This window comes from Bradyrhizobium sp. CCBAU 11357, assembly GCF_028128865.1.
GTDB lineage: Bacteria > Pseudomonadota > Alphaproteobacteria > Rhizobiales > Xanthobacteraceae > Bradyrhizobium.
On record NZ_LBJW01000108.1, the window covers coordinates 65585 to 77968 of the forward strand.

The 12384-nt window shown below is 64.1% G+C and carries 14 protein-coding genes; 11 read left to right on the forward strand and 3 right to left on the reverse strand.

The annotated features are described in order from the left end of the window. Positions 1–11: 11 nt before the first annotated feature. A complete protein-coding gene (locus XI05_RS27020) occupies positions 12–1937 on the reverse strand; it encodes a sigma 54-interacting transcriptional regulator (RefSeq protein ID WP_271507442.1) in 1926 nt (641 codons plus the stop codon). A gap of 160 nt (positions 1938–2097) precedes the next feature. Between XI05_RS27020 and XI05_RS27025 the strand changes: the two genes are divergently transcribed. The 4 genes from XI05_RS27025 (at position 2098) to cynS (ending at position 6071) form a co-directional block, all read left to right on the forward strand. Further along, positions 2098–3477 carry a CmpA/NrtA family ABC transporter substrate-binding protein gene (locus XI05_RS27025; protein ID WP_271507445.1) on the forward strand — a complete coding sequence of 460 codons (1380 nt, stop codon included), beginning with the start codon at positions 2098–2100 and terminating at the stop codon, positions 3475–3477. Between the two features lie 172 nt (positions 3478–3649). Then, positions 3650–4489 (forward strand): nitrate ABC transporter permease, encoded by an 840-nt coding sequence (ntrB, locus tag XI05_RS27030; RefSeq protein ID WP_271507447.1) that lies wholly within the window; start codon positions 3650–3652, stop codon positions 4487–4489. Positions 4490–4643: 154 nt separating this feature from the next. Beyond that, positions 4644–5567, forward strand: a complete 924-nt coding sequence (locus XI05_RS27035) for an ABC transporter ATP-binding protein (RefSeq protein ID WP_271507449.1) — start codon at positions 4644–4646, stop codon at positions 5565–5567. 15 nt (positions 5568–5582) lie between these two features. Next, entirely contained in the window at positions 5583–6071 is a 489-nt protein-coding gene (gene cynS, locus XI05_RS27040; RefSeq protein WP_025037304.1) for a cyanase, read from the forward strand. A gap of 112 nt (positions 6072–6183) precedes the next feature. On the opposite strand, the gene XI05_RS27045 is transcribed toward cynS, so the two are convergent. Beyond that, positions 6184–6507, reverse strand: a complete 324-nt coding sequence (locus tag XI05_RS27045) for a DUF1476 domain-containing protein (protein ID WP_271507452.1) — start codon at positions 6505–6507, stop codon at positions 6184–6186. Positions 6508–6827: 320 nt separating this feature from the next. On the opposite strand from XI05_RS27045, the gene purC reads away from it, so the two are divergent. The 5 genes from purC (at position 6828) to XI05_RS27070 (ending at position 9483) form a co-directional block, all read left to right on the forward strand. Then, complete coding sequence (gene purC, locus XI05_RS27050; RefSeq protein WP_172782948.1) at positions 6828–7595, forward strand: phosphoribosylaminoimidazolesuccinocarboxamide synthase; 768 nt, start codon at positions 6828–6830, stop codon at positions 7593–7595. Positions 7596–7609: 14 nt separating this feature from the next. Continuing rightward, positions 7610–7852: a phosphoribosylformylglycinamidine synthase subunit PurS gene (gene purS, locus XI05_RS27055; RefSeq protein WP_036012950.1), complete on the forward strand. Its 243-nt coding sequence runs from the start codon at positions 7610–7612 to the stop codon at positions 7850–7852. Positions 7853–7864: 12 nt separating this feature from the next. Then, positions 7865–8116, forward strand: coding sequence for a hypothetical protein (locus XI05_RS27060; RefSeq protein WP_271507455.1), 252 nt, complete (start codon positions 7865–7867; stop codon positions 8114–8116). A 310-nt stretch (positions 8117–8426) separates the two neighbouring features. Next, a complete protein-coding gene (locus tag XI05_RS27065) occupies positions 8427–8912 on the forward strand; it encodes a hypothetical protein (protein WP_271507458.1) in 486 nt (161 codons plus the stop codon). A 13-nt stretch (positions 8913–8925) separates the two neighbouring features. Continuing rightward, positions 8926–9483 carry a hypothetical protein gene (locus XI05_RS27070; RefSeq protein ID WP_271507460.1) on the forward strand — a complete coding sequence of 186 codons (558 nt, stop codon included), beginning with the start codon at positions 8926–8928 and terminating at the stop codon, positions 9481–9483. Positions 9484–9499: 16 nt separating this feature from the next. Here the strand turns inward: XI05_RS27070 and XI05_RS27075 are convergent, their stop codons facing one another. Then, positions 9500–10516, reverse strand: a complete 1017-nt coding sequence (locus XI05_RS27075) for a magnesium and cobalt transport protein CorA (protein ID WP_212258014.1) — start codon at positions 10514–10516, stop codon at positions 9500–9502. Positions 10517–10681: 165 nt separating this feature from the next. Here XI05_RS27075 and purQ point away from each other — a divergent pair, with 165 nt between their 5' ends. After that, the gene (purQ, locus tag XI05_RS27080; RefSeq protein WP_172782952.1) at positions 10682–11383 is read left to right on the forward strand and encodes a phosphoribosylformylglycinamidine synthase subunit PurQ; all 702 of its coding nucleotides are present in this window, start codon (positions 10682–10684) and stop codon (positions 11381–11383) included. Continuing rightward, a complete protein-coding gene (locus tag XI05_RS27085) occupies positions 11380–12369 on the forward strand; it encodes a tripartite tricarboxylate transporter substrate binding protein BugD (protein ID WP_271507462.1) in 990 nt (329 codons plus the stop codon). Before purQ ends, XI05_RS27085 begins: the two co-directional genes overlap by 4 nt. Positions 12370–12384 lie beyond the last annotated feature (15 nt).

Here is a 12384-nt window from a genome sequence, read left to right on the forward strand (position 1 = left end):
GACTATCCTGCTCAAGTGGCCCGCGGACGGGGCGCGATACCCAGCGCCTTGATCCGCGAGGCCAGCGTGGTCGGCTTGATGTCGAGCATCTCGGCCGCGCCGCCGGGGCCGAAGACTTTTCCGGCGCAGGCCTCGAGCGCGGCGAGAATGTTGGCGCGCTCGTGGTCGCGCATTTCGGATGACGTCATCACCGCCGGACGCGCGTCGGCCTTCTGACGGGCGGCACCGCTCGGCGCTTGCGTGCCGGAAGCATCCGGCAGATGGATGCGCAGGCGGCCGTTCTGCGACAGGATCGCGGCGCGCTCGATCACGTTCTGCAATTCGCGGACATTGCCGGGCCAGTCGTAGCGGGCGAGCCGCCGTGCATCACCCTCGGAGAGGCGCAAGTTTGATTTGAGTGCCTTGCCCTCACGCGTGAGAAAATGCTGGGCGAGCAGGGGGATGTCCTCGCGCCGTTCGCGCAAGGGCACGGTCTCGATCGGGAACACGTTGAGGCGGAAATAGAGGTCCTCGCGAAAGCGACCGCGCTGGACCTCCTGCTTGAGATCGCGATTGGTCGCGGCGATGACGCGGACGTCGACCGCGCGGGTGCGCTCCTGGCCGACGCGTTCGAAATGGCCTTCCTGCAGCACGCGCAGCAGCTTGCCTTGCAGCTCGAGCGGGATCTCGCCGACCTCGTCGAGGAACAGCGTGCCGCCGTCGGCGAGCTCGAAGCGGCCGATGCGGTCGCGCGTTGCGCCGGTGAAGGCGCCGCGGACATGGCCGAAGAACTCGCTCTCGAACAATTCGCGCGGGATCGCGGCGCAGTTGACGCGGATCAGCGGCCGGTCGCTGCGGGTGGAATCCTCGTGGATGGCGCGCGCGATCAGCTCCTTGCCGGTGCCGGATTCGCCGGTGATCATCACCGCCGCGGTGGTCGGCGCCACCAGCTTGACCTGGCGCAGCGTCTTCTGGATCGCCTCGCTGCCCCCGATGATGCCGCGCGGATTGGTTTCGATGCGGATTTCCTCCTGGAGATAGGCGTTCTCCAGCTCCAGCCGCTCGCGCAGGCGGTCGACCTCGGCAAGGGCGGCGTGCAGCTTCTCGTCGGCCTCGCGGCGCTGGCTGACGTCGCGAAACACCACGACGGCGCCGACCACGACGCCGCGATCGCGGATCGGTGTCGAGGTGTATTCGACCCAGGCGGGCGAGCCGTCCTTGCGCCAAAACACCTCGCCGTCGACCTGGTGCACGGCGCCGTCGCGGAACGCCGCATAGATCGGACAATCATGATTGTGATAGTGCCGGCCGTCGTGGTGGGTGTGGTGGACGATCGGGTGGATCTCCTTGCCGACCAGCTCCTCGGCGGTCCAACCCAGCATCCGCTCGGCCGCGGGATTGACGAAGGTGGTCTTGCCTTCGGCGTTGACGCCATAGATGCCTTCGCCGGCGGCGCGCAGGATCAGCTGGTTCTCGCGCTCGATGTCCTGGAACACGCGCTCGACCCGCTGCCAGGTGGAGATGCCGCCGCGCATATGGTCTTCGGCGGCGGCATCGACATTGCGCCGGCGGCGCGCTTCGAGGTCGGTCAGCGTCAGCAGCAGCAGCGTGCGGCCTTCATGCGGCAGCAGGCAGCCGGCATATTCGAGCCGGAGATCTTGCCCCGTCGCGTGGCGGGGATTGAGCGCCGTGGTCCAGTAGGCGCCCTTGTGCAGCACGGCCTGGGTGAAGACGGTGAGGGCGGCAAGATCGCCGGCGTGGAGCGTGCTGGCCCTGGTCTGCCGCAGCAGGGCGCGGTCGTAGCCGAGCAGGGCACAGGCGGCGGGATTGGCATCGACGATCTGGTCGCCGTAGGGATCGACCAGCAGTGTCGCCTCCACCGAGGATTCGAAGGCGGCGATGCGCGGATCGATGGCGGAAGCCGCATCATCGCGGATGGGCATTGGCGTCGTTGCCATTGCGAAATCTCGTAATTGAACTACGAAATCTCGTTTATCACGAGTTTTCGTAGCGGCCAAGCGCGGGTGAAAGTGCTGCGTCATCAAGGCACTGGCCGGCCGAAAGGCCATGGCATGCTCCTTGCGTAATTGCTCCTCGCAATGACGCGCAGGAGGGCCGATGTCCACGTTCGACAATCCGTTTGATCCCGATCGCAACCTTCGAGCCGGCTGTGTTTGCGGCCAGCATCGTTCCGCGGCTGAGCACGAGCAGGCGACGGCGCTGCATTGCGAGCCGGTCGCAAGCGAAGAGAAGCGTTACGAGGGCGTGGTCGCCTCCGCCGTGATGCGCGCGATGTTTCCGCAGGACGTGGCGCGGCGCGCGTTCCTGAAGTCGGTCGGGGCATCGACTGCGCTCGCGGCACTGTCGCAGTTCTTCCCGCTCAAGACGGCGACCGAGGTCTTCGCGCAGACCGGTGCGCCCGAGAAGAAGGACCTCAAGGTCGGCTTCATCCCGATCACCTGCGCCACGCCGATCATCATGGCCGCGCCAATGGGCTTCTATGCCAAGCACGGCCTCAACGTCGAGGTGGTGAAGACCGCCGGCTGGGCCGTGATCCGCGACAAGACCATCAACAAGGAATACGACGCCGCGCACATGCTGGCGCCGATGCCGATCGCGATCTCGCTGGGCCTCGGGGCCAACGCCATTCCGTTCGCCGTCCCTGCGATCGAGAACATCAACGGGCAGGGCATCGTGCTCGCGACCAAGCACAAGGACAAGCGCGATCCGAAAGACTGGAAGGGTCTGAAATTCGCCATCCCCTTCGACTATTCCATGCACAATTACCTGCTACGCTACTATCTCGCAGAGCACGGCCTCGACCCCGATACCGACGTGCAGCTGCGCTCGGTGCCGCCGCCGGAGATGGTGGCGAATTTGCGTGCCGACAACATCGACGGCTTCCTTGCGCCCGACAACATCTGCCAGCGCGCGATCTATGACGGCGTCGGCTTCATGCATCTGCTCTCCAAGGAGATCTGGGACGGCCATCCCTGCTGCAGCTTTGCCGCAAGCCGCGAATTCATCACGACGGCGCCGAACAGTTTTGCGGCGCTGACGCGGGCGATCGTCGATGCGACCGCCTTCGCCTCGAAGGCCGAGAACCGCAAGCAGATCGCCGAGGCCATTGCGCCGGCGAACTACATCAACGCGCCGGTCACCGTGCTGGAGCAGGTCCTGACCGGGACCTATGCCGACGGCCTCGGTGGCGTGAAGACCGATCCCAAGCGCGTCGATTTCGATCCATTCCCCTGGCAGTCCTTTGCGGTGTGGATGCTGACGCAAATGAAGCGCTGGGGCCAGATCAAGGGCGACGTCGATTACAAGGCGGTGGCCGAGCAGGTGTATCTGGCGACCGATACCAAGAAGCTGATGACCGAGATGGGGCTGACGCCGCCGGCGAGTGCCTACAAGTCGTTCGCGGTGATGGGGAAGACGTTCGATCCGGCGAAGCCGGAGGACTATGTCGCGAGCTTCAAGATCAGGAAGGCGTCGTGATGATGGGCACTCTTGTGTCCCGGACGCAATGCAGCACGCAGTGCTGCTTCGCAGGGCCGGGACCCAGTCCTGCCGCATGGGTCCCGGTTCTGCGCCGCATCGCACCGGACGATGCTTCGCATCGCCGAGCGCGCTGCGCCGCGCCCGGGACACGATACCGGGGATATGCATGATGACCACCTCCCTTCGCCTTCGCGCCGGCCTCGTCTCCATCGTGCTGCTCGCCGCCTTTCTCGGCATCTGGCATCTCGCCACGCGCTCCACCGCGCCGGTGACGACGATGAGCCCGGAATACGCCAAGCTGATGGGGCTCACGGCGACGCAGGGCAAATCGGCGATGCCCGGGCCGCTCGATGTCGGCGCAAAGCTCTGGGAGCACCTGAAGCGGCCGTTCTACGACAACGGGCCGAACGACAAGGGGCTCGGCATCCAGCTCGCTTATTCCGTCGCGCGCGTCGGCACCGGCTATCTGCTGGCCGTGCTGGTGGCGATCCCGCTCGGCTTCCTGATCGGGATGTCGCCGTTGCTGAGCAAAGCGCTCGATCCGTTCATCCAGGTCTTGAAGCCGATCTCGCCCTTGGCCTGGATGCCGCTCGCGCTCTACACCATCAAGGATTCCTCGGTCTCGGCGATCTTCGTCATCTTCATCTGCTCGATCTGGCCGATGCTGCTCAACACGGTGTTCGGCGTCGCGACCGTGCGCAAGGAATGGATCAACGTGGCGCGCACGCTGGAGGTCGGCACGGTCAGGCGCGCCTTCACCGTGATCCTGCCGGCAGCGGCGCCGACGATTCTGACCGGCATGCGCATCTCGATCGGCATCGCCTGGCTCGTGATCGTCGCCGCCGAGATGCTCGTCGGCGGCACCGGCATTGGCTATTTCGTCTGGAACGAGTGGAATAATCTGTCGATCACCAACGTCATCATCGCGATCCTCTTGATCGGGATCGTCGGCATGCTGCTCGACCAGATCCTCGCGCGCTTCACGCGCATGGTCACGTTTCCGGAGTAGAGGCGATGACGTCGATAATCCCAACTCTCCTGTCCCGGGCGCATTGCGGCGCGAAGTGCCGCGATGCTGAACCGGGACCCATTGCGGCGGCATGGGTCCCGCATCTGCGGCGCACCGCTGCGCGCTGCACCGCGTGCGGGACACGAGACCTGACATGACCGACAAGTTCATCTCGATCGAAGGCATCGCCAAGCGCTATCCCGGCGCGGGCGGCGTCACGACGACCATCTTCGAGAACCTCTGGCTGTCGATGGCGCGCGGCGAGTTTGCCTGCGTGATCGGCCATTCCGGCTGCGGCAAGACGACGGTGCTCAACATCCTCGCCGGCCTCGATGCGCCGAGCGAGGGCGCGGTCATCGTCGACGGGCAGGCGATCTCGGGCACCAGCCTCGACCGCGCCGTGATCTTCCAGAGCCATGCGCTGCTACCCTGGCGCACCGTGCTCGGCAACGTCAGCTATGCCGTCAGCTCGAAATGGCGGAGCTGGGACCGCGCCAAGGTGAGGGCGCATGCGCAAAAATTCATCGATCTCGTCGGACTCTCCGGCTCCGAGCACAAGCGTCCATCGGAGCTGTCGGGCGGCATGAAGCAGCGCGTCGGCATCGCGCGGGCGCTGTCGATCACGCCGAAGATGATGCTGATGGACGAGCCGTTCTCGGCGCTGGACGCGCTGACGCGCGGCACGCTGCAGGACGAGGTCCGGCGCATTTGCCTGGAGACCGGGCAGACCGCGTTCATGATCACCCATGACGTCGACGAGGCGATCTATCTCGCCGACAAGATCTTTCTGATGACCAACGGTCCCGGCGCGGTGCTGGCGGAGGTGGTCGAGAACCCGCTGCCGCGGGATCGCGGCCGCACCGATCTGCACCGCCATCCGCTCTACTACGCGCTGCGCAACCACATCATCGATTTCCTGGTGACGCGCAGCAAGACCTTCACCGCTGAAAAGCCCGATCACGATCCGCGCAACGTGCCGACGGTGCAGATCGGCAAACCCGGCCTTTCGATCGCATCGACCGGCGAAGAGCCGCGACAGACCTGGATGCCGGGGACAAATCCCGGATTGAGCGCCTAGCAAGGAGACCCCGACATGAAGCGCGAAGACCTCACCGAGAAGCTGCTCGACATCAAGCGCGAGAAGGGCTGGAGCTGGAAGCACATCTGCGAAAAGATCGGCGGCTATTCCGAGGTGCTGATCGTCGGTGCGATCATGGGCCAGATGAAACTGACAAAACCGCAGGCTGCCAATGCCGGCGAGCTGTTCGGCCTGTCGAAGGCGGAAGTTGCCATGCTCAACGAGGTGCCGATGCGCGGCACCGGCACGCCGATGCCGCCGACCGACCCGCTGATCTACCGCTTCTACGAGATGGTGATGGTGAACGGCCCGGCCTGGAAGGCGCTGATCGAGGAGGAATTCGGCGACGGCATCATGTCGGCGATCGACTTCGACATGGGCATCGAGCGCGTCGCCAATCCGAAGGGCGATCGCGTCAAGATCACCATGAGCGGCAAATTCCTGCCGTACAAATATTACGGCGCCAGCGGCAACGTGCCGGAATACGGCTTCAAGGAGGAGTGATTTGGTTTTTCCGTCATTCCGGACGCCGCGGCAGCGGAATCTCGAGATTCTCAGGTGCGCAATTGCGCACCTGAGTTCGCGCCGTTGGAGCGCCCCGGAATGACGCTTAGCGTCACTTCCCCGCCTTCACCTCGGCGGCGGCAACCGCGAGCAGCTCGCTCATCTTGGCGCGAATCGCCTGCTCGGTGACGGGGACGTTCTTGGCGGCGAAATCGGCCGTCAGCTTGCGCAGGACGTCGGCATCGCCGGCCTCCTCGAAATCGGCCGCGACCACCTCCTTGGCATAGGCGGTGGCGGCATCGCCGGTGATGCCGAGCTTCTCGGCCGCCCACAGGCCGAGTAGCCGGTTGCGGCGGGCCTCCGCCTTGAACTTCTGCTCCTCGTCGAGGGCGTACTTCTTCTCGAAGCCTTCCTGGCGCTTATCGAACTCGCTCATACCTTGTTCCAAATCCTCGCTGAATGGAGCGGAGCCTTCCGTTGCGGCGACCCGGCTGCATGCCTACATAGATAGCACGAATCGGCAAAACAACGGGCCGTTAAGCCGCAGGCAAGACGGTATAAGTTGGCGCCGGACGGCCGGATCGATTGTGCTCGGACAGCCAATCGGATAGGTTGCCTAAGGCTTGGTTCCCGTTCTGTTTCCAAAGGGTTATGGATGGGTTCCTGGCCGTTCACGGCAGCTCCGCTGTGGGTCGTAATCCAAGTCAACCGGAGCACACCAAATTCATGGATTTCAACAAAACACGGTACATCCCCATGAGCCGTCGGCGTCGCATTTATGAAGGCAAGGCAAAGGTTCTTTACGAAGGCCCGGAGCCCGGTACCCTGATCCAGCACTTCAAGGACGACGCCACCGCGTTCAATGCGAAAAAGCATCAGGTGATCGAGGGCAAGGGTGTCCTCAACAACCGGATCTCGGAGTACCTGTTTCAGCACCTCAACGACATCGGGGTGCCGACCCATTTCATCCGCCGCCTCAACATGCGCGAGCAGTTGATTCGCGAGGTCGAGATCGTGCCGCTGGAAGTGGTGGTGCGGAACGTCGCCGCCGGCTCGCTGTCGCAGCGCCTCGGCATCGAGGAGGGCACGCAGCTGCCCCGCTCAATCATCGAATTCTATTACAAGAACGACCAGCTCAACGACCCCATGGTGTCGGAAGAGCACATCACCGCCTTCGGCTGGGCGACGCCGCAGGAGATCGACGACATCATGGCGCTCGCCATCCGTGTCAACGACTTCCTCACCGGCCTCTTCCTCGGCATCGGCATCCGCCTCGTCGACTTCAAGATGGAGTGCGGCCGCCTGTTCGAGAACGAGATGATGCGGATCATCGTCGCCGACGAGATCTCGCCGGACAGCTGCCGTCTGTGGGACATCAAGTCGAACGAGAAGCTCGACAAGGATCGGTTCCGCCGCGACCTCGGTGGGCTGCTGGAAGCCTATACGGAAGTTGCAAAGCGTCTCGGCATCCTCATGGAGAACGAGCGTCCCCAGGGCACCGGCCCGGTGCTGGTGAAGAGCTGAAGAGGACTTTTGACGTGAAGGCACGTGTCACCGTTACCCTGAAGACGGGCATCCTCGATCCGCAAGGCAAGGCCATCGAAGGCGCGCTGAAGTCGCTCGGCGTCGACGGCGTCGCCAGCGTCCGCCAGGGCAAGGTGTTCGACATCGAGCTCGCCGGCGCCGACAAGGCCAAGGCGGAGGCGGCACTGAAGGAAGCCGCCGACAAGCTCTTGGCGAACACCGTGATCGAGAATTATGCGATCGAGATGAAAGCATAGGGATTAAGCCAAATGCCCGACGTGACTGAGCTCATGTTCGAGGTGTTGAAGTCGATCCAGGCGCGACTGGCGCAGGTCGATGGCAAGATCGATGAGACGAAGCAGGAAATTCTGGCGTTGCGAACGTCCCAAAATGCCGCTCGCCAGGATGTCACGAGTGTCTTTCAGGAGATCGCGGCGGTTCATGCCACGCTGGTGCGGCATGAGGGCAGGCTTGACCGGATCGAGCGCAGGCTAGAACTGAACGAGGCGCCTGTCCGATAGCCTCGGTTCAGTGCTCACAGCCACCCCACCCGCCGAAAACGCCAGTACAGCGACCCGCAGGCGGTCAGCATCACGCCGAGAAGCATGAAATAGCCGCACTCCCATTCCAGCTCCGGCATGCTGCATCGCAGCTGTTGACGTCGCCTTTCTCGAAAACTACAGGTTGTTTGCACTCCGGGCAGGGTGCGTTCGGGGCGGGGTGATGGGGACTATTTCAGACGTTTTCCGGTATGCGGCTATCGCCGCAGCCGCGTTGTCGCTCGCCGGCTGTATGACGGCGGCCGTGGGCCCGGAGCATCCGGGAACCAGGGTGACGTTCAAATCGCCGGATCCGGAAAAATGGACCGGTACGAGGGTATTTGGCGAAAGACGCTCGATCTTCCGCTGCAGGCCGCTTGCGTGTCCCGAGTACTCGATCGTCTCCATCCGCACCGCAGCCAGTCCGACCCGCAGCCCCGATCCCGTGGCCCTGCAGAAATTCGCCGAGGCAGATGCGCAGCGTCAGATGGCTCAGACCGAGCAGGCATCGACCGAGGCGGTCGGGCGCCTGAGAGACCTGACGCTGGTGTCTTCGCGCGTCGCGAAGATGAAGGAATTTCCGGCCGTGCATTGGGAGTACAAGGCGACCGGTCCGAGCGATAAGCCGGTCTATGTCGTCCGCGACATGGTTTTCGCAGGCAACACGATGATCGACGTCATCTCCACATCGCTCGGCGTCGAGGTTGCTCGACGCAACAGCAGCGATTTCGTCGGTGTGATGGAGATCGAGGACTTCGCACCTCCGGCGCGCCAGTGAGATGAGGGCCGGCATGCGGTTTAGAGTCCGGTCGCTGGTGCTGCTGGCAGCGCTGCTGCTCGCGGGAGGGAGCGCCTTTGCCCAATCGCCGGCGCCGCAATCCACCGCGCCGCGCCCGCCGGTCTCAGTGAAGGGCTGGCGCTACGAGCTGCGCCCCAACGACGTCCACATGTTCCTGTGCGAGCAGCCCGCCTGCGGTGCGCAGTCGAGGGTGAGCTATCGGCTCTACGCGCCAGGGTCCTATCCTCCGGGCAACACGATGACGCTGGAGCAATTTCGCGAAGAGCAGACGCAAATCGTCAAGATGCTGGAGCAGCGGACGCCGGGACAGAAGATCTCGATTCTCGGAGTTGACGGCGACAGTGGCACCAAGGTGCCGCGCCTGTTCAAAGCGCGGCGACTGATGGTGAAGCCTGATGGCACGAAGGAATATCAGGTCAGCGGCTATCTGTTTGGCGATCGAGGTGCGGCCAGCCTGATCAGTTCGGCGGCCACCGAGAAGGCCAGCTCCGACAATTATGCGCAATTTGCCATCGGGGTGATGCTGGTGCTGGCGCCAGCCAAGCGCTGAGTGCCGTGCCCCTCGATCACAGCCATCCCACCCGCCGAAAACGCCAGTACAGCGAGCCGCAGGCGGTCAGCATGACGCCGAGCAGCATGAAATAGCCGTACTCCCATTCCAGCTCCGGCATGTGCTTGAAGTTCATGCCGTAGATGCCGGCGAGCGCGGTCGGGATGGCGATGATGGCGAGCCAGGACGCGAGCTTCTTCGACACCGCGGTCTCGTGGGCCTGGCCGACCAGCAGGCTCGCCTCGAAGGCGAAGGCCAGCACCTCGCGCATGGAATCGATGCGCTCCTGGATGTTGCGGACATGGTCGGTGACGTCGCGGAACAGAGGCTGCATCGTCGCGCGCACCATCGACAGCTCATCGTGCTCGAGACGGCGGCACACCTCCACCAGCGGCCCGATTGCGTTACGGAGCCGCAACAGGTCACGCCGCAGCATGTAGAGCCGCTCGATCTGCGTCTTGGTGATCGCGTGCGCGAGCACGTCGTCCTCGATCTTCTCGATCTCTTCGTGAATGCTTTCCAGCACGGGCGAGTAATTGTCGACGATGAAATCGAGGATGGCGTAGAGGATGTAATCCTCGCCGCGTGCGAGCGCCCGCGGGCAGCTCTCGCAGCGTTCGCGCACCGGCGTGTAGGATGTCGAAGCGCCGTGGCGCACCGAGACCAGATAGCCTTCGCCGACGAAGATGTGGGTCTCGCCGAAGGCAATGCGTCCCTCGACCAATTGCGCGGTGCGCGCGACGATGAACAGGGCCTCGCCATATTGCTCGATCTTCGGCCGCTGATGGGCGTGGTTGGCGTCCTCGATGGCGAGGTCGTGCAGGTCGAACTGCTTCTGCACCGCGCCGAGCAGCGCCATGTCGGGCTCGTGCAGCCCGATCCACACGACGTGGCCGGGCTTGGCTCGCCAACTCGAGGCCTCGCTGATGGCGATATTGGCGACGCGGCGGCCGTCGACATAAGCGCCGGCGGCGACGACGCCCTCGGTGGACACCGGTTCGGAGGGGAATGCGGGCAGCGACGGGACGTTCATGGCTTCAATCCCGGGCAAATCGAGTGACCAAAGCGAGTGGCTATGGCCTGTGTACAACGGCGCTCCGCCACGCTAGCACTGGTAAAATCTCCGTCAAATGGTTATGTCTGTTCACGAATTGGCCGGTCGGCCAGCCTCATTCCCAGCCGCGTCGGAACCTCTGCCATGAAAGCCGCCATTCTCGTCTTTCCCGGAATCAATCGCGAGCGCGACATGGCGCGCGCCCTGAGGCTGATCTCCGGTAGCGAGCCCGCAATGGTCTGGCACGCCGAGACCTCGCTGCCTGCGGGCACCGATCTCGTGGTCGTGCCCGGCGGCTTCTCCTACGGCGATTATCTGCGCTGCGGCGCGATTGCGGCACGCGCGCCGGTGATGGACGCGGTGCGCGACTATGCGGCCAAGGGCGGCCTCGTGCTCGGCGTCTGCAACGGTTTTCAGATCCTCTGCGAGTCCGGCCTCCTGCCGGGCGTCTTGATGCGCAATGCGCGGCTGAAATTCATCTGCCGCGACGTGCATCTGCGCGTCGAACGCTCCGACACGCCGTTCACCCGCGGCTACAATGCCGGTCAGGTGATCCGCGTGCCGGTCGCGCACGGCGAGGGCAATTACGAGGCGGACGAAGAGACCATCAAGCGGCTCGAAGGCGAGGGGCGGGTGCTCTATCGCTACTGCTCAGCCGATGGCGTGGTCGACGAGGCCGCCAACATCAACGGCGCGGCACATTCCATCGCCGGCATCGTCAACGACAGGGGCAACGTGCTCGGCATGATGCCGCATCCGGAAAACCACGTCGAAGACATCATGGGCTGCACCGACGGCCGCGGCCTGTTCGCCGGTCTCGCCCAGCATCTGGAAAAAGCCGCGTGATCTCGTTCCTGGTGAAGCGTGCTCTCGCCGCAGTCGCGGCGCTAACGTTCGCGACATTTTCAGTAGCGACTTGCGCATCCGCGCAAGATTATCCCAAGCGTCCCATCACCATGATCGTGCCGTTCGCGGCAGGGGGCACCTCGGACGTGATCGCGCGGGCGGTTGCCGAGCAGATGGGGATTGCGCTCGGCCAGACCATCGTGATCGAGAATGTTGCCGGCGCCGGCGGCTCGACCGCGCTGGCGCGCGCCTCCCGCGCCGAGCCTGACGGCTACACCATCGCGATCGGCAATGCCGGCACCAATGCGGCGACCTATACGATCTATCCAAAACTGCCGTTCACACCTGATTCCTTCATTCCGATCGCCATGGTGGCGAAGACATTCGGCATCATCGCGCTGCGCAAGGACTTTCCGGCGAAGGATCTGAAAGAGTTCATCGCCTATGCCAAGGCCAATCCGGGCAAGATCAATCTCGGCCATGCCGGCGTCGGCTCCTCGAATTATCTGATCTGCAAGAGCTTCGTCACATCAGCCGGGATCGATGCGACGCTGGTCGGCTATCGCGGCGCCGCGCCGGCACTGACCGACGCGATCGGCGGCCAGATCGACGGCGTCTGCGACGCGGCCGCCTCGGTATCCCAAGCGATCAACGACAAGCTGGTGAAGGCCCTCGTGGTCGGCTCGACCGTTCGGCTCGCCACGCTGCCGGATCTGCCGACCTCGGCGGAAGCAGGCCTGCCTGAATTCGAGGCACAGGGCTGGAACGGCCTGTTCACACCCAAGGGCACGCCGCCGGCCGTCATCGCCAAGCTGAACGCGGCGGCACGAACCGCGGTCGAGACCGACGCAGTGAAGAAGCGCTTCGCCGATCTGTCGACCGTTGCCCCCGATTCCGATGAGCACACGCCCGAAGTGCTGCAAAAGCTCGTGACGCGCGACGTCGAGAAGTACCGGAAGATGCTGGCAGACGACGCCAACAAGTAGCCTGCCCAAGTAGCC